Source organism: Bradyrhizobium frederickii (genome assembly GCF_004570865.1).
Classification (GTDB): domain Bacteria; phylum Pseudomonadota; class Alphaproteobacteria; order Rhizobiales; family Xanthobacteraceae; genus Bradyrhizobium; species Bradyrhizobium frederickii.
On sequence record NZ_SPQS01000005.1, the window covers coordinates 239,716 to 256,008 of the forward strand.

Below are 16,293 nucleotides of genomic sequence, written 5' to 3' on the forward strand. Positions count from 1 at the left end.
GGGGCTCTCGCGCCTGTGGAGACAGCCCTCCCCCGCAAGCGGGGGAGGGGACGCAGCGTAGCCGCGGATACATCTCGTTTCATCGATTGCCAGATTCAATGCCCCTCACCCTCGAAACCCGCGATCTCACCATTCGCTTCGGCGGTCACGTTGCGGTCAACAACGTCTCCTGCACGTTCCGTCCGGGCGAGCTCACCGCGATCGTCGGACCAAACGGCGCCGGCAAGACCACTTATTTCAACCTGATCTCGGGCCAGCTGCGCGCTTCACACGGCAGCATCCTGTTCGACGGCACCGACATCACCCAGCTTTCCGCGCCGCTGCGCACCCGCGCGGGCCTCGGGCGTGCTTTCCAGCTCACCAATCTCTTTCCGAACCTCACCGTGGAAGAGAACGTGCGCCTGGCGGTGCAGGCGGCAAACGGCACCCATTACGACATGCTGCGGCCCTGGATGGTGCGCCGCGATTTGATCGCGCGTGCCGACGCCATCCTCGACCAGGTCGCGCTCGGCAGCCGCCGCGGCGTCGCCGCGACCGCGCTGTCTCATGGCGACCAGCGCAAGCTCGAGGTCGCGCTGATGATCGCGCTCGAGCCGAAGGTTTTCATGTTCGACGAGCCGACCGCCGGCATGAGCATCGACGAAGTGCCCGTCGTCCTCAACCTGATCGCGCAGCTCAAGCAGGACAAGAGCAAGATCATCCTCCTGGTCGAGCACAAGATGGACGTGGTGCGCTCGCTCGCCGACCGCATCATCGTGCTGCATAACGGCCAGCTCGTCGCCGACGGGCCGCCGGCCGAGGTGATCGCCTCGCCGATCGTGCAGGAAGCCTATCTCGGCGTCGCGCCCAAGAGCGCTGCAGAGAGTGTCGCATGACCGATTTGCTCAAACTCTCCGGCGTCCACACCCATATCGGCCGCTACCACATCCTCCAGGGCATCGATCTCACCGTCCCGCAAGGACAGGTCACGATGCTGCTCGGCCGCAACGGTGCCGGCAAGACCACGACGCTGCGCACCATCATGGGGCTGTGGCAGGCCTCCAGCGGCGAGATCAGCCTCGGTAGCGAGCGCATCGAGCGCCGCGCCACGCCCGACATCGCACGGCTCGGCGTCGGCTACGTGCCGGAGAGCATGGCGGTGTTCTCCGATCTCACGGTGAAGGAGAACCTGGTCCTCGCCGCGCGCGACGGCCCGCTCGACGACAGCCAGCTCGACTGGATCTTCGGCTTCTTCCCGGCGCTGCGCCGATTCTGGCTGTCGCGCGCGGGGAGTCTCTCCGGCGGACAAAAGCAAATGTTGTCCATCGCCCGCGCCATCATCGAGCCGCGCAAACTGCTGTTGATCGACGAGCCGACCAAGGGCCTGGCGCCCGCGATCGTGATGGCGCTGATCGAGTGCCTGAAAGAAATCAAACGCAAGGGCGCGACCATCCTGCTGGTCGAACAGAACTTCTTCGCCGCCCGCGAGCTCGGCGACAACGTGCTGGTGATGGACAACGGCACCATCGTCCATCGCGGCGAGATGGCGGCGCTCGCCGCCGACGTGCCGCTGCAGGAGCGGCTGCTCGGCCTGAGCCTGGAGACACATCAGTGACCGAACTTGCCGCAAATGATCCCCTGCCGAAGCCGAAGCGCGACATCGCGCCGGTCCTGCTTCCGGTCGCGCTCGCGCTGCTCGTGATCCCGCTGATCGGCTCGACCTCCTCCTGGCTGACGCTGACGGCGGCGAGCCTCGCGATGGGCATGATGATCTTCATCATGGCCTCCGGGCTGACGCTGGTGTTCGGCCTGATGGACGTGCTCAATTTCGGCCACGGCGCCTTCATCGCCGTCGGCGCCTATGTCGCGACCCTGGTGCTGGCGCCGTTCGCGGCCTCCATTCAGGCCGATTCGCTGTGGATGAATCTCGCGGTGCTGGCACCGGCCGCGCTGCTCTCGATGGCGGTGTCGGGCGCGCTCGGCCTGGTCGTCGAGCGCGTGCTGATCCTCCCCGTTTACGGCCAGCACCTGAAGCAGATCCTGATGACAACCGGCGGCCTCATCGTCGCCGAGCAGACGCTCTATGCGCTGTGGGGACCGCAGATCATTCCGATGCCGCTGCCGGCCTCGCTGCGCGGCTCCTTCATCCTCGGCGACGTCGCGATCGCCAAATACCGCGTGCTGGCGATGCTGATCGGGCTTGCCATCTTCATCGCGATCCAGCTCGTGCTCAATCGCAGCAAGCTCGGCCTTCTGATCCGGGCCGGCGTCGAGAACCGCGAGATGGTCGAGGCGCTCGGCTATCGCATCCGTCGTCTGTTCCTCGGCGTCTTCATGACGGGATCGGCGCTCGCCGGCCTCGGCGGCGTGATGTGGGCGCTCTATCGCGAGCAGGTCCACGCCTCCATGAGCGACGACCTCACCGTGCTGATCTTCATCGTCGTCATCATCGGCGGCCTGGGATCGATCGGCGGCTGCTTCATCGGTGCGATCCTGGTGGCCATGGTCGCCAATTACGGCGGCTTCCTGGTGCCGAAACTCGCCCTCGTCTCCAACATCCTGCTGATGGTCGCCATTCTGATGTGGCGGCCGCGCGGCCTCTATGCGGTGACCAGCCGATGATGATCCTCTCCGGCGACCCGCCGCGCAGCCGCGTCCTCACGCTCGTTCTCGTCGTCGTCATCCTGGCACTGGCGGCGACACCGTTCCTGTTTCCGGGCGCCAAGGCGCTGAACGTCGCGGCCAAGATCTGCGTCTTCGCAGCGCTGGTCGCCTCTTATGACCTCCTGCTCGGCTATACCGGCTCGGTGTCGTTCGCCCACACTATGTTCTACGGCATTGGCAGCTACGCCATCGCCATCGCGCTTTATGGGATGGGTCCGAATTGGGCCGCGGTCGCAACCGGCATCGTCGTCGGCCTGCCGCTCGCGGCCCTGCTCGCGCTTGCCATCGGCCTGTTCTCGCTGCGGGTTGCGGCGATCTTCTTTGCCATGATCACGCTCGCGGTCGCCTCCGCATTCCAGGTGCTGGCCTCGCAATTGTCCTGGCTGACCGGCGGTGAGGACGGGCGCAGCTTCCAGCTGCCTGAGCTGCTGCGCCCCGGCACGGTGTTGATCTCCAAGAGCCTGTTCGGCTTCGAGATCAACGGCCGCATCCTGACCTTCTACCTGGTGTTCGCCGTCTCGGCCCTGATGATCCTCGCTTTGCTCCGCGTCGTGAACTCGCCGTTCGGGCGCGTGCTGCAGGCGATCCGCGAGAACCGCTTTCGTGCCGAGGCGCTCGGCTTCCGCACGGTGTTTCACCTGACCTACGCCAATTGCCTCGCCGCGCTGGTCGCCGCCGGCGCCGGCATCTTGAACGCGCTGTGGCTGCGCTATGCCGGTCCCGATACCTCGCTCAGCTTCTCGATCATGCTGGACATCCTGCTGATGGTCGTGATCGGCGGCATGGGCACGATCTACGGCGCGATCATCGGCGCCAGCATCTTCATCCTCGCCCAGAACTATTTGCAGTCGCTGATGGGCGTCGCCTCCAAGGCGGCCTCGGAAGCCGGCCTGCCGCTGCTGCCCGGGCTGCTGCATCCCGACCGCTGGCTGCTGTGGCTCGGGCTATTGTTCATCGCCAGCGTCTACTTCTTCCCGACCGGCGTGGTCGGACGGCTGCGCAACCCCGCGGGCGGCAAGGGCGCCGGCAGCTCGCATTAACGCACGATTCATGATGCGGCGCCGTCATTGCTGCGCGCGCAGCACAACTCTGGCGCGATTCCCGCTCCGCTGCGTACGAACGCGATCGCGCAACCCGATTAATGCTTAGGTAACTGGCTTTCCTAAGGTTTAGGCCATTTGTGAGGTGTATTCCTGTTCCTCCAGGGAGGGGGAATGCGCCAGGTCTTTTCCACGGTGGCAACCGGAATGTCTCTAGCCGCAAGGAACGGCTGGGAGGCCTTGCTGCGGCGTGGTCCGGTCCTGTGGTTGACCCTGTGCGGCGTGTTGCTGGTCGCGGGCATCTTCGGCGCGACGGCCATGGCCGTCGGCGAGTTTCGTGAGCGCACGCTGGCCAATCGCGAGCGCGAGCTGGAAAACACGGTGCAGCTGATCGCGCGGCACTTCGATCAGCAATTCGAGGATTCCGACGTCGTCGCCGCCGATCTGATCGCGCAGATGAATCTGGCGGAGATCACCTCCCCGGCGATGTTCCGCGAACGCATGTCGGGCCCTGCGGCGCACCAGATGCTGCGCGGCAAGATCAGCCCGGTGTCCTATCTCGGCGATATCGCGATCTACGATGCCGACGGCGAGCTGATCAACTGGTCGCGGGCCCAGCCGCTGCCCAAGATCAACATTTCGTCCCGGGCCTACTTTCAGACGTTCAAGACCAATCCGCGGTCCGAACCGGTGCTGCTGGAATCCGTCCGCAGCTTCATCATCAACAAATGGACCACGATCGTCGCACGCCGCTTGAACGGCGCGGACGGCACCTTCCTCGGCGCGATGGTCCGCCGGATCGATCCGGACAGTTACCAGCACTATTTCGCATCCGTCGCACTTGCCGAGGGCACGGCCATCTCGCTGTTCGATCGCGAGGGCAAGATGCTGGCGCGCTATCCGCATCGCGAGGAGCTGATCGGGCGGAACTTCAAGGACGCGCCGCTGATGCGGAAGATGCTGGCTGAGGGCGGACAGCTGACGCTCCGCGGCAAGAGTCCCATCGACGGCGAGGACCGACTCGGCTCGGCCGCATCGCTGACGCATTTCCCGCTCGTCATCATCGCCACCAACACGACAGCCGCGGCGCTGGCGGACTGGCGGCAGCAGACCGATTTCATGGTCATGACGGCGACGCTCTCGGCCTCCGTCATTGCCCTGATCCTCTATCTGATCATTCGCCAGATCAACCGGCAGAACCGCGAGGCGCAGAAACGGCTGGAGGCGGAGCGGCTGCGGCTCGACACCGCCTTGAACAACATGACGCAGGGGCTGATCCTGTACGACGCCGCGGGATATATCGTCACCTGCAACCGCCGCTACGCCGACATGTTCGACCTCTCCCACGACGTCATCAAGCCCGGCTGCCACATCCGCGAGGCGATGTATCATCGGAAGGAGCGCGGCGCGTTCGACGGCGACGTCGAGGCGTTTTGCGCCGACGTCATGAGGGTGGTTGCCGAAGGCACGGTCTCCACCCGAATGCATCAACTGGCCAATGGCCGCGCCTTTCAAGTCATCAACACCCCGCTCGAACAGGGCGGCTGGGTCGCTACGATCGAAGACGTCACCGAGCGCCGCAACCTGGAACAGGAGCGCGACCGCAACTACACGTTCTTGCGCGAGATCATCGACCACATCCCGTCGCAGATCACGGTGAAGGACGCTCGCACGCGGCAATATCTCCTGCTGAACGGCGTCGCCGAGCAGCTGTTCGGCCAGTCGCGTCAGGATATCGTGGGCAAGACCGCTTTCGACATCTTCCCCGAGGCGTCCGCCGCCCGCATCACCGAGGACGACAGCTACGCGTTGAAATCCCCCAGAGGATTGTTCAAGGATGAGCACGCCTGGCACATGCTCGGCAAAGGGCTGCGCTACATTACGTCGACCCGGATCGGCATCAACGACGGAGCCGGCGAGCCGCGCTATCTCATTCATGTGATTGATGACGTCACCGAGCGGCGCCGGGCCGACGAGAAGATCGAGCATATGGCGCATTACGATGCGCTGACCGACCTGCCGAACCGCACCTTGTTCCGCGAGCAGATCGAACGCGAGCTGGCGAAGGTCACGGGCGGGGATCAGTTCGCACTGCTCTATATCGACGTCGACGAGTTCAAGGGCATCAACGATTCGCTCGGACATCATGTCGGCGACGAGCTGTTGAAGGCGATCGCAAGCCGTCTGCGCGGCTGTCTCAAGGAGGGCGATCTGATCGCACGACTGGGCGGCGACGAGTTCGCGGTGATCCAGACCGGGATCCAATCCTCCGCCGAGGTGCTGTCCTTCGTGACCCGGATCTACCAGGCGATCCGGCAGCCCTATCATTGCCTCGGCCATCAGCTCTCGACGGACGCGAGCATCGGGATCGCGCTGGCGCCGCAGGACGGCACCGATCTCGACCAGCTCGTCAAGAACGCCGACCTCGCGATGTACGGTGCCAAGGCCGAAGGGCGCCGCACCCATCGCTTCTTCGAGCCGGCAATGGATGCTTGCGCCAGGGCGCGCCTGAGCATGGAGCAGGATTTGCGACAGGCGCTGGTGGATGGCGGCTTCGAGATTCACTATCAGCCGCTGGTCGACCTGCGCTCAGGCGAGGTCTCGGGCTGCGAGGCGCTGCTGCGCTGGCGCCATCCGGAACGCGGCATGGTGTCGCCGGCGGAGTTCATTCCGGTCGCCGAGGACACCGGCCTGATCACCGAGCTCGGCGAGTGGGTGCTGCGCATGGCCTGCAACGAGGCCGCGACCTGGCCGACGCATATCCGCGTCGCGGTCAACGTGTCGCCGGTGCAGCTCAAATGCGACACGCTGGCGCTTCGCATCGCGGGCGCACTCGCCGCCTCCGGACTCGACCCACGCCGGCTCGAGCTCGAGATCACCGAGGCCGTGCTGATCCGCGACGACGAGGCAGCGCTCTCGATCCTGCACCAGCTCCGCTCGATCGGCGTGCGCATCGCGCTCGACGATTTCGGCACCGGCTATTCCTCGCTCAGCTATCTCAAGCGTTTCCCGTTCGACAAGATCAAGATCGACCGTTGCTTCGTTGCCGACATCGCGGAGACCAGCGGTGCGCCCGTGATCGTGCAGGCGGTGGTGAACATCGCCGCGGCCAGCAGCATGACCACGGTCGCCGAGGGCGTCGAGACCGAGGCGCAGCGCGAGATGCTGCGCGCACTCGGCTGCACGCAGATGCAGGGCTATCTGTTCAGCCCGCCGAAGCCGGCCGCCGAGGTGCGTAAACTGTTCGGCCCGAGCGATGGCTTGCCCGCAGTCTTGCCGGTGGCGGCCGTGGCCTGATGGCGAAGCCAATGAAGTCGTCGAGCAAGACGTCAAGAAGAACTTCGGCCAAGTCGGTCGACGTCGCGGATTCCTATGCCGTGCGGCTGATGCAGCATTTGGTGGTGCCGACCTTCGTGATCGACCCGAAGCGCCGCGTCGTGATCTGGAACAGGGCCTGCGAACGATTGACCGGCCTCGCCGCCTCGGAGGTGATCGGCACCGACAAGCACTGGCAGGGATTCTACGAGACCAGGCGCCCCTGCCTTGCCGACCTCGTCGCGCTCGACCGGCCGGAGCTGCTTCCGGAGTTCTATTCGGAATATGCCGCGCGCGGCCATAACGGCCTCGGCTTTTCCGCGGAGAACTGGTGCACGATGCCGAAGCTCGGCAACCAGCTCTATCTCGCCATCGACGCCGGCCCGATCCACGACGAGGCCGGCCATCTGATCGCGGTGGTGGAGACGCTGCGCGACCTCACCGATCAGAAGCGCGCCGAGATGGCGCTGAAGGAGCTCGCCACCAAGGACGGGTTGACCGGCCTGTCGAACCGCCGTGCGTTCGACCAGACGCTGGTGACGGAGTGGGCCCGCGCCCACCGCACGCAGAGGCCGCTGGCGCTGCTGTTCGCCGACGTCGATCATTTCAAGCTGTTCAACGACCATCACGGCCACCAGACCGGCGATGAATGCCTGCGCGCGGTCGCCGCCGTCGTCAGCCGGCATGCCGTGCGCCCGCTCGATCTCGCCAGCCGCTACGGCGGCGAGGAGTTTGCGCTGATCCTGCCCGACATGGATTGCGACAGCGCCTGCGTCATCGCCGAGGAGATCCGCGGCGCGGTCACGGCCTTAGCGATCGCCCATGGCGCCGCGGGCGCGGGCGACCAGGTCACCCTCAGCGTCGGCGTCGCCAGCCAGATTCCCGGCGCGGGAGACAGCGGCCCCGACCGGCTGCTGGGTGCGGCCGACGAGGCGCTCTATGTCGCCAAGCGGCTCGGCCGCAATCGCGTCATCAGCGCCGAGCGGGTGTTGGCCGAGTTCGCCAGCCTCGGCCGGCAGGCCGCAGCGGTTCCGGGCCCTCTCCGGCGCAAATCGGCGTAAGACCCGTTGCGGCGAGAAGCGGTTGCTCCCCCCTCGCCAATCGGCTAAATGAACCTCGACTAGCACCCGTAGCTCAGCTGGATAGAGCGTTGCCCTCCGAAGGCAAAGGTCACACGTTCGAATCGTGTCGGGTGCGCCAGTTTTTTCAAGACCTTACTAAAAATTACGCTTGTGGCGAATCATGCCGTTCGCACCGGGTCAGCAACTTGCAACCTTTTGACCAGTTTTCTCAAGAGGAGCCGATTGACGTAGCAAGTTGGCGTCGACCCAAATTTTGCGGCCAATCCCATTGGCCGTAGGCCAAAGCGACCTGAGCAGCAGGGGCGCCTGAATCATGCGGAATTCGGGACGACACTGACGAGCATTGCCTCGAATTGGCGAAGCAGGCCCCTCAATGCGACTTGATCCAAATCAACCGACGACCGGAGCAGCCGTGCTCTGCTTTTCCAGCCAAGAATAGACGTTCGACGACATTGCATGGACCAGACCAACGGCGTCTCTGGTTCAGGTCGGGCAAACTGCGCACCGCTCAGCGGTGAGCCGCCGTGAGAAGGCACTTTCCTCATGCCCACGGCCTCGATCATTCCAGTTCACACAAGACTTGGAATCAACAACCGGCTCCTGCTTGCACTGTCTCCCGCGACGTTAGACCGGCTGCTAAAGGCTTCTGAACCAGTAGCTCTCTCCAAAGGAGAGCACATTGAGACCGCAGGACAGCCGATCACGCACATCCATTTTATCAACCGGGGATTGGTTTGTGCAACCAAGGCAGTGAGAGATGGCCGGGTTGTCGAGATCGCAGCAATCGGAATCGAGGGCATCGCCGAGTTCGTCACGCTGCTCGGCATGGACCGGTCACTAGTCGATACGGCAGTCCGGATCCCGGGTATGGCGATCCGCATCAGGCGCGAGGTCCTCATGCACGAGATGGAGGGGGATAGGCCGCTTCGCGAATTGATGCAGGCCTATGTGTGCTTCGGCCTTAAGGAAGTTGCACGGCACGTCGCCTGCATTCGACTGCATCATCTCGATCAGCGGTGCTGCCGCTGGCTGTTGATTGCTCATGACCATGCCCTGTCAGATGATTTTCCGCTGACCCATGAGGATCTTGCGATGATGCTTGGCTACCAGCGCGCAGGCGTTTCGGTCGCCATGGCCTCGCTCGTCAAGGCGGGACTTATCGAGCACAAGCGGGGCAGAGTGATAATAACCGACCGGCCCGGTCTCGAGGCGGCTTCCTGTGAATGCTATCGGGAAATGCAGACCGAACTCGACGAATTCCTGCCAGCGAAGAAATCGGCCCAACTGTTCGAAGTCGGACAGAACACCAAGGTGCGGCGCCGCTAACTTCCTTCCGTTGCGCTTTTAGGCCGGCGAGGCGGTGAGCACCCTGCAACACGCCTGATCAAGGGAGACTGGAATGGCTTCCACCGATCTTCAGGCTAACCAGTTGCGTCATCAAGTCGAAGAAACGATGCAGACCTGCTCGGCGCTGTTCGTCGCCCAGGGCGGCGCGAGCCGGCTGGACCGGCCCCGCATTCGTGCCGGCGCATACCGCTCAGACAAAAGTTAGCGTCAAGGCCAGACGCAGCCTGAGGCCCGGGAGTTTACCAGGTGGAATTCAACCCAACGGAAAGGCAAGCAGTGATGAGCAGATTTGTCGTAACTACATTTGGCACCGAGGCGAAAGCGTATGAAGGTACGCACGCCTTGAAGGAACTCCATGCAGAAGGTGAGCTCACGCTTTACGGATTCGCCGTCATCGCCAAGGACGCCGGCGGACAGGTGTCGATCAAGCAGGCGCCGGATGATCTGACCGGCACGGCGCTCGGCACTCTGGTCGGCGCGCTGGTTGGCCTGCTTGGCGGCCCGGCTGGTGTCGTTGTCGGGATGACCGCCGGCATGATGCTGGGAAGTATCGGGGACCTCATCAACATCGGGGTCGGCGCCGATTTCGTTGACAAGGTGTCCCGTGAGCTCGCTCCGGGCAAGACGGCTGTCATCGCCGAAGTCGATGAAGAATGGGTCACGCCGCTCGATGCGCGCATGGAGGCAATCGGCGGGTCTGTAGCGCGCCAATGGCGTTCGGATTTCGAGGACGCTCAGATCGCGAAGGAAACTGCCGCCCGAAAGGCCGAACTGGGACAATTGAAGGCCGAAATAGCTCAGTCCGGCGCAGACGCCAAGGCCAAGCTCCGCGCAAGGATCAACGAGGTCACGGCCAAGCTCAACGAGCTGTCTAGCCAGGCGCAGACGAAACTTGACAAGCTCGAGAAAGACACCGACGCGAAGATCAGCGCCTTGAATGGGCAGGTCGCAAAAGCCAGCGCGGAGACCAAGGCGCGTATCAAGCAACGGCTCGCCGCGTTGCGGGCCGAACATGACCGGCGCGTCGCAAAGTTGCGGGAAGCCGGTGCGTTGATCAAGGAAGCGCTCGCCGCGTGAGAAACCCCAGGCTGAAGGGATGATCTTTCCGGGGAGCGGCAAAGCCCTCTTTGCCGCTCCCAGTTGAAAAAAGAATGGCATAATATGCTATGGCCCTTGGCGGCCTCGACCTGCAAGTTGTGGTCGGCTACCGCTGCTTGCGATTTCCGATCGTGGCGTCGGCGTCTTCATAGCGTCACGGCGAACGAGTCGTGCCATCTCCATCGGCCGTGGTGCGCGAGCCCTGCCGCCGTATTCACGGCGGCTCTTGAACCGGCATCAAGATCACTTGGATCTGGTCGAAGGCGGACGCCAGTCCGGTCCAATGCCAAGCCGTTCGCGGCAGGCTCGATCGAGGCCGAAAACTCAATTCATACGCCAGATGGCCGCATTGAGCACGCCGGCAAACGCGACCCAGGCCGCATAAGGCACGAACAACGCCGCTGCCAGACGGTCACGTGACAGTTCGAGACCGATATAGGTCACGATCGCGGCGAACAGACAGATCAGGATGACGAGCGCGGCGCCGATCCGGTGCATCGTGAACATCACCGGCGACCAGGCGAAATTGAGCGCCAGTTGCGTCGCCCAGGCCAGCATCGCTTTGCCCGAGGGATCGCGCCGAAAGGTTCGCCAGCCCGCAATTGCGATCATGACGTAGAGGACGGTCCAGGCCACCGGAAACGCCCAGTTCGGCGGCACGAAATCCGGCTTGGCAAGGCCCGCATACCATTGGCCGGGGAGATTGGTCGCGCCGATCAGCCAGCCGATGCCGACCACGCCCACCACAAAGGCCAACAGCTGCAGCATCCCTCACCTCGCGCTTCTTATGGCCCAATTGTATCATCTTTCCATGAGCGAATCCGACACGGTGACCGGCAAGGCCTCGCCGGTGCGCAAGATCATCCATATCGACATGGATGCTTTCTATGCGTCGGTGGAACAGCGCGACAATCCGGAGCTGCGTGGAAAGCCGGTTGCGGTCGGAGGCTCCGCCGAGCGCGGCGTCGTCGCGGCCGCGAGCTACGAAGCGCGCAAGTTCGGCGTTCGCTCCGCCATGCCGTCGGTGACGGCGAAGCGGCAATGTCCCGATCTGATCTTCGTCAGGCCGCGCTTCGAGGTCTACAAGGCGATCTCCAGGCAGATCCGCGACATCTTCGCCGAGCACACGCCGATCATCGAACCGTTGTCACTCGACGAGGCCTATCTCGACGTGACGGAAAATCTCCAAGGCATCCCGCTGGCGCGGGACATCGCGCTGCGGATCCGCGAAAAGATCAAGGCCGAGACCGGCCTCAACGCGTCGGCCGGCATCTCCTACAACAAGTTTCTGGCCAAGCTCGCCTCCGATCATCGCAAGCCCAACGGCCAGTTCGTGATCGCGCCGGAGATGGGACCGGCCTTCGTCGAAACGCTGCCGGTCGGCAAGTTTCACGGCATCGGACCGGCGACTGCGGCGAAGATGAATTCGCTCGGCCTGTTCACCGGCCTCGACATCCGCAACCAGACGCTGGAATTCATGAACACGAATTTCGGCAAGTCGGGCGCCTATTATTACTGGATCTCGCGCGGCGTCGACGAACGGCCGGTTCGGGCCAACCGGATTCGCAAGTCCATCGGCGCGGAGAACACGTTCTCGACCGACCTCGCCGAATATGACGCGCTGGCCGCCGAACTCAGACCTCTCGTCGACAAGGTCTGGCGCCATTGCGAGGCGACCGGCAATCGCGGCCGCACCGTCACCCTGAAGATCAAGTTCGCCGACTTCGAGATCATCACGCGCAGCAGGTCCGTCGCAGCGGCGGTTCGGGGCCGGGCCGATCTGGAGCGGCTGGCCTGCGGCCTGCTCGAGGCCGAGATGCCGCTCGGAAAGCGCGTCAGGCTGCTGGGTGTCTCGCTGTCCGCCCTCCAGGCCGGCGACGACGCGGAGCCGCAGCTGACGCTCGGCATCTGAGCGAGACCGCTCGCCGGAAACGCAGGGGTATCGCATTTGACGTGCAGGATGCATCGGCAGTGGGACTCCCTCCCCCGCTTGCGGGGCGCGACGAGCTTCGCTCGCGCTGAAAGGGCTGGGGAGAGGGTGTCTCCGCGCAGGGACTGTTGAGAATAACTGAGGATGTCCCTGCGCGGCGAGAGCCCTCACCCGCCGCGCTCTGCGAGCGCGTCGGCCTCTCCCGCAAGCGGGAGAGGCGGAGCAAGCCTAGACAGCCCCCGTGTCATTCATATGCGATTGCCGGCCCGCAAGCAGGAAAGGGAGTGGAGCTCCGTTGCAGCAACCAAACCCGGTCTCATCGCACTCAATGCCGCATGTGCTCGAACACCACGATCACGCCGGTCGGCTCGGGCTCGTGCGCCATCAGGCGGGTCAGGTCGGAATCGCCCCAATCGGCGAGGCTGACGACTTCGCCGCTCTGGCGATCGGCACCGAGCGACGCGGCGGGCTCGAGCACCTTGAGGCCCATTTCGTCGACGAAGAAGGTGTGCTCGCCGAACATGCTGTTGAGCTGCGGCATGGCGGGATGTTCGTCGGGCAGCACCTGAGCGCCGAGTTGGTTGACGGTCTGCTTCACCTGTTCGGATGTGAGCTTCATGAGCTGCTCCGTTCTGTGTCCGGTTTCATTGGCCTTGAGCGGAAGCACGCGTTCCCTGCGCCCTTGTCCGCCTGGCTCAAGCCCGAACAGGTGCTGCGGACAAATGTTCCGACGAAATGTATTTTGTGATCGCGCGTCGTATCTGCCGCGCTCACGGCACGAGATCGCCACAGGATTCACACGATCTGGCCGTGAGCTGCGCTCACCGACTATTCGCTGCGGTTCTCGCCCACCGACAGCGCGCAAATGCGCGATAGGTGGGTGTAAGGCAGGCCGGTTTCCTCGGCCCAGGCGTTGAACTGCGCCTGCACCTTGGCGAGATCGCCCTTCGACTTGACCTCTTCTGCAATGTCGAGACCGGCATCGCGCAGGCAGACGACGACGTCCTTTGACGTCACAAAGCCGTCCCACCCGACGAAGCGCAGCAGCATCTGGCCGGTGTTGCCGCCGAGACGGCTGCCGCGCCTGGTCAGGAGGTCAAGCAGGCCGATCTGGTTCGATGAAGGCCATTTCGCCAGAAACTTGCCGAAGCTGCCGTGCTCCTTCGCGATCTCCTGGACGAAAGCGGCGTTGTCGCGCACCGACATGATCTTGGCCCCGTTGCGCACGATGCGGGCGTCGCGCAGCAGGCCCTCCCAATAGTCTTCCGGCTGGAAGCTGAGCTTGGCCGGCTGGAAATGCAGGAAAGCCTCTTCGAAGCCTTCCCATTTCGAATCGATCACGCTCCAGGCAAAGCCGGCGCAGAACACACGCTTGGTCATCTCAGCCAGGATACGATCGTCGCCGAGCTTGGCCAGACGCTTCAAGTCGGGCTTCGCCGGCATCAATTTGTCCAGCGCCTTGGGCCCGCCCTTGCGCTTCTCGGCGCGGGCGCGAATGGTCTTGAAGGGGGTCATGTGAACACAGGCGTTGAGGGCAGGCCACGACACCAGAATTCGGCGATCCGGTCCAGCCCCCGCATTGCCGCCCCTTGCGCTCTGCGACGGGACGCAGCATGCTGTCGCTCATAGGATTGACGCAAAGGGGCGGGCGGGCTGGTCTGCTTCTTGCTTTATGCCGTTTTTGGAATTCCCTGACATTTTGATCTCTGGCCGTTGGATTTTCCATGCGCTGCCTGGTCGTGGCCGACCTGCACTATTCGCTGCCTCAGCTCGACTGGCTGGTCAGCGCGGCGCCGCGATTCGACCTCGTGATCTTCGCCGGCGACGCACTCGACATCGGCTCGATGGTCGATTTCCGCGCCCAGATCGTGGTGGTGAAGAAGTACCTCGCGCTGCTGGCCGCGACGACCCGCGTGATCCTCTGCTCCGGCAATCACGATCTCGACGAGCGCAACGCCGAAGGTGAGAAGGTTTCGCGCTGGATCTCGGAGGTGCGCGAGCTCGGCATCGCCTGCGACGGCGACGGCCTTACGGTCGGCGATACCCTGTTCACCGTGTGCCCGTGGTGGGATGGACCTCAGGTCAAGCAACGCCTCATCGAGCAGTTGCGCGATGTCGCGGCCGTCAGGCCGCAGCGCTGGATCTGGGCGCATCATGCGCCGCCGGCGGATTCACCGACGAGCTGGGGCGGCAAGCGCTTCTTCGGCGACGTCGAGCTGGTGCAGTGGATCATGCAATACCAGCCGTCGATCGTGATCTCGGGCCATGTGCATCAATCACCCTTCATCAGCAATGGATCGTGGTTCGACCGGCTGGGCCAGACCTGGGTCTTCAACACGGGCCTGCAACCCGGCCGTCCCCCAACCTACATCGTGCTCGATCTCGATGCCGACAAGGCGTTCTGGCTGGCGGCCGGCGAGGCGCAGTGGATCGACCTGAATGCGCCGCTGCGGCGGCCCGCCGCCCCCATCGAGGCGCCGCCCGACTGGCTCACATTCTTGGATCGGATTGCCGATCCGAGCCTGGCGAAACCTCAAGCGGCGGCAGGTTGATCATGCTCTGGAGCACCTCGCCGACCATGGCCAGATGCGTGCCGTGGCCGGCATATTGCCGTTTGAGATCGGCGAGGTAGGTGTTGGCGACGTTGAGCCGCTGCGCCAGCATTTTTGCGATCAGCAGCGCCACGCCCGGCTCCTTCTCGAGGAACGAGGCCGCATCCTCGAATTCGTAGACGGTCGCGTCGGAGCAGGCCCGTACGGTTGCGGTGTGCGGCTGGCCCAGCAGCACGGACATCTCACCCAGCACCGCGCCAGGCTCGGTGACGGTGGCAACCACCATCTCACCCTTGAGCACCTCGAGCCTGCCTTGCATCAGCACGAAGAGATGGCCGGAGGTGCCCCCCTCGGCGACGACGATGGTGCCGGCGGCAAGCTGCCGTTCCGTTCCGCCGGTGCAATAATTGAGGACTGCGCGCATGGTGCGAAACCTCCCGCCGCGGGACGATACCCAACGCCGGAAGACTAGAGCACGATCCATGCCAGGCGGCAATCAGCGGGGGCCGGCTGGCGCGCGAGGCGCGTCACACCCGAGAGAGCGAGGGCGCCTCTCCGGGCAGGATGGCCTGCAATCCGCCAAAGCGGCGCTCGCGGCCATGGAAGGCGGCGAGCGCCTCGGCAAGATCGCCCGCGTCGAATTCGGGCCACATCCGCTCGGTGAAGTGCAGCTCGGCATAGGCGCCTTCCCAGAGCAGGAAGTCCGAGAGCCGCTTCTCGCCCGAGGTGCGGATGATGAGGTCGACGTCGCGCAGGCCGGCTTCGCCGGTGACGAGCTGCGAGAAGGCTTCGCGGGTGAGGCTGGTCAGCGCCGCCGCCTTCGCCGCGGCGTTGAGGATGGCGTCGCGCGCGGAATAGTCGACCGCGATGCGCAAATGCAGCGTGCCGCCGCCGGCGGTGGCCCGTTCGGCCTGCGCGATCGCGCTGGCGATGCCGTCGGGCAGGCGATCGCGGCGGCCGATCACGGTGAGCCGCACGCCGTTCCTGACCAGGCTCTGCACCTCGTTGGCGAGATAGAAGCGCAGCAAGGTCATCAATGCGGCGACCTCGGCCTTCGGCCTCCGCCAATTGTCGGCGGAGAAGGCGTAGAGCGTCAGCGTGCCGATGCCCTGCTTGGGCGCGGCCTCGACGATGCGGCGGATGGCTTCGACGCCGGCCTCGTGGCCGCGCACGCGCGACAGGCCGCGTCGCGTCGCCCATCGCCCGTTGCCGTCCATGATGATGCCGACATGAAGCTTCTCGTTATGGGACGCATCACTTTGCATTGCAAAGTCTCCGGTCAAAAA

Annotated in this window: 16 protein-coding genes and 1 tRNA gene; 12 read left to right on the top strand and 5 right to left on the bottom strand. The window is 64.3% G+C overall.

The genetic code is table 11. The features are described from left to right. The first annotated feature begins 98 nt into the window (after nt 1-98). The 10 genes from E4K64_RS10875 to E4K64_RS10915 all read left to right on the top strand — a co-directional run bounded on the left by E4K64_RS10875 (nt 99) and on the right by E4K64_RS10915 (nt 10,504). A complete protein-coding gene (locus tag E4K64_RS10875) occupies nt 99-875 on the top strand; it encodes an ABC transporter ATP-binding protein (RefSeq protein ID WP_135163505.1) in 777 nt (258 codons plus the stop codon). After that, nucleotides 872-1,594, top strand: coding sequence for a branched-chain amino acid ABC transporter ATP-binding protein (locus tag E4K64_RS10880; RefSeq protein WP_135163506.1), 723 nt, complete (start codon nt 872-874; stop codon nt 1,592-1,594). The genes E4K64_RS10875 and E4K64_RS10880 overlap by 4 nt, the downstream gene beginning before the upstream one ends. Further along, nucleotides 1,591-2,601: a branched-chain amino acid ABC transporter permease gene (locus tag E4K64_RS10885; protein ID WP_135163507.1), complete on the top strand. Its 1,011-nt coding sequence runs from the start codon at nt 1,591-1,593 to the stop codon at nt 2,599-2,601. Before E4K64_RS10880 ends, E4K64_RS10885 begins: the two co-directional genes overlap by 4 nt. Beyond that, complete coding sequence (locus E4K64_RS10890) at nt 2,598-3,683, top strand: branched-chain amino acid ABC transporter permease (RefSeq protein WP_209311846.1); 1,086 nt, start codon at nt 2,598-2,600, stop codon at nt 3,681-3,683. The genes E4K64_RS10885 and E4K64_RS10890 overlap by 4 nt, the downstream gene beginning before the upstream one ends. A 174-nt stretch (nt 3,684-3,857) precedes the next feature. Next, entirely contained in the window at nt 3,858-6,980 is a 3,123-nt protein-coding gene (locus E4K64_RS10895) for a bifunctional diguanylate cyclase/phosphodiesterase (RefSeq protein WP_167771938.1), read from the top strand. Next, entirely contained in the window at nt 6,980-8,059 is a 1,080-nt protein-coding gene (locus E4K64_RS10900; RefSeq protein ID WP_209311957.1) for a GGDEF domain-containing protein, read from the top strand. The genes E4K64_RS10895 and E4K64_RS10900 overlap by 1 nt, the downstream gene beginning before the upstream one ends. Nucleotides 8,060-8,121: 62 nt before the next feature. Beyond that, nucleotides 8,122-8,198: transfer RNA gene (locus E4K64_RS10905), tRNA-Arg, on the top strand. A 425-nt stretch (nt 8,199-8,623) separates the two neighbouring features. Next, on the top strand, nt 8,624-9,406 hold the full coding sequence (locus E4K64_RS10910) for a Crp/Fnr family transcriptional regulator (protein WP_135163511.1): 783 nt from the start codon (nt 8,624-8,626) through the stop codon (nt 9,404-9,406). 73 nt (nt 9,407-9,479) lie between these two features. Next, nucleotides 9,480-9,632 carry a hypothetical protein gene (locus tag E4K64_RS40255; protein ID WP_167771939.1) on the top strand — a complete coding sequence of 51 codons (153 nt, stop codon included), beginning with the start codon at nt 9,480-9,482 and terminating at the stop codon, nt 9,630-9,632. A 41-nt stretch (nt 9,633-9,673) separates the two neighbouring features. Further along, nucleotides 9,674-10,504 carry a DUF1269 domain-containing protein gene (locus tag E4K64_RS10915; protein ID WP_135163512.1) on the top strand — a complete coding sequence of 277 codons (831 nt, stop codon included), beginning with the start codon at nt 9,674-9,676 and terminating at the stop codon, nt 10,502-10,504. Nucleotides 10,505-10,849: 345 nt separating this feature from the next. Here the strand turns inward: E4K64_RS10915 and E4K64_RS10920 are convergent, their stop codons facing one another. After that, a complete protein-coding gene (locus tag E4K64_RS10920; protein ID WP_135163513.1) occupies nt 10,850-11,293 on the bottom strand; it encodes a TspO/MBR family protein in 444 nt (147 codons plus the stop codon). Between the two features lie 43 nt (nt 11,294-11,336). Between E4K64_RS10920 and dinB the strand changes: the two genes are divergently transcribed. Next, nucleotides 11,337-12,437: a DNA polymerase IV gene (gene dinB, locus E4K64_RS10925; RefSeq protein ID WP_135163514.1), complete on the top strand. Its 1,101-nt coding sequence runs from the start codon at nt 11,337-11,339 to the stop codon at nt 12,435-12,437. Nucleotides 12,438-12,780: 343 nt separating this feature from the next. Here the strand turns inward: dinB and E4K64_RS10930 are convergent, their stop codons facing one another. After that, nucleotides 12,781-13,074, bottom strand: a complete 294-nt coding sequence (locus E4K64_RS10930; RefSeq protein ID WP_135163515.1) for a hypothetical protein — start codon at nt 13,072-13,074, stop codon at nt 12,781-12,783. Between the two features lie 209 nt (nt 13,075-13,283). Then, entirely contained in the window at nt 13,284-13,970 is a 687-nt protein-coding gene (locus tag E4K64_RS10935) for a DNA-3-methyladenine glycosylase I (RefSeq protein ID WP_135163516.1), read from the bottom strand. Nucleotides 13,971-14,179: 209 nt separating this feature from the next. On the opposite strand from E4K64_RS10935, the gene E4K64_RS10940 reads away from it, so the two are divergent. Continuing rightward, nucleotides 14,180-15,007 (top strand): metallophosphoesterase family protein, encoded by an 828-nt coding sequence (locus E4K64_RS10940; RefSeq protein ID WP_135163517.1) that lies wholly within the window; start codon nt 14,180-14,182, stop codon nt 15,005-15,007. Here the strand turns inward: E4K64_RS10940 and E4K64_RS10945 are convergent. After that, complete coding sequence (locus tag E4K64_RS10945) at nt 14,946-15,431, bottom strand: Crp/Fnr family transcriptional regulator (RefSeq protein WP_135163518.1); 486 nt, start codon at nt 15,429-15,431, stop codon at nt 14,946-14,948. The genes E4K64_RS10940 and E4K64_RS10945 overlap by 62 nt on opposite strands. 103 nt (nt 15,432-15,534) lie before the next feature. Next, nucleotides 15,535-16,272: a di-trans,poly-cis-decaprenylcistransferase gene (locus E4K64_RS10950; protein ID WP_135163519.1), complete on the bottom strand. Its 738-nt coding sequence runs from the start codon at nt 16,270-16,272 to the stop codon at nt 15,535-15,537. Nucleotides 16,273-16,293: the final 21 nt, after the last annotated feature.

Coding starts and splice junctions, on each gene's coding strand:
- E4K64_RS10910 (WP_135163511.1), top strand. CDS start 8,624: ATGCCCACGGCCTCGATCATTCCAGTTCACACAAGACTTGGAATCAAC.
- E4K64_RS10875 (WP_135163505.1), top strand. CDS start 99: ATGCCCCTCACCCTCGAAACCCGCGATCTCACCATTCGCTTCGGCGGT.
- E4K64_RS10880 (WP_135163506.1), top strand. CDS start 872: ATGACCGATTTGCTCAAACTCTCCGGCGTCCACACCCATATCGGCCGC.
- E4K64_RS10920 (WP_135163513.1), bottom strand. CDS start 11,293: ATGCTGCAGCTGTTGGCCTTTGTGGTGGGCGTGGTCGGCATCGGCTGG.
- E4K64_RS10900 (WP_209311957.1), top strand. CDS start 6,980: ATGGCGAAGCCAATGAAGTCGTCGAGCAAGACGTCAAGAAGAACTTCG.
- E4K64_RS10945 (WP_135163518.1), bottom strand. CDS start 15,431: ATGCGCGCAGTCCTCAATTATTGCACCGGCGGAACGGAACGGCAGCTT.
- E4K64_RS40255 (WP_167771939.1), top strand. CDS start 9,480: ATGGCTTCCACCGATCTTCAGGCTAACCAGTTGCGTCATCAAGTCGAA.
- E4K64_RS10890 (WP_209311846.1), top strand. CDS start 2,598: ATGATGATCCTCTCCGGCGACCCGCCGCGCAGCCGCGTCCTCACGCTC.
- dinB (WP_135163514.1), top strand. CDS start 11,337: ATGAGCGAATCCGACACGGTGACCGGCAAGGCCTCGCCGGTGCGCAAG.
- E4K64_RS10935 (WP_135163516.1), bottom strand. CDS start 13,970: ATGACCCCCTTCAAGACCATTCGCGCCCGCGCCGAGAAGCGCAAGGGC.
- E4K64_RS10930 (WP_135163515.1), bottom strand. CDS start 13,074: ATGAAGCTCACATCCGAACAGGTGAAGCAGACCGTCAACCAACTCGGC.
- E4K64_RS10950 (WP_135163519.1), bottom strand. CDS start 16,272: ATGCAAAGTGATGCGTCCCATAACGAGAAGCTTCATGTCGGCATCATC.
- E4K64_RS10895 (WP_167771938.1), top strand. CDS start 3,858: ATGCGCCAGGTCTTTTCCACGGTGGCAACCGGAATGTCTCTAGCCGCA.
- E4K64_RS10940 (WP_135163517.1), top strand. CDS start 14,180: ATGCGCTGCCTGGTCGTGGCCGACCTGCACTATTCGCTGCCTCAGCTC.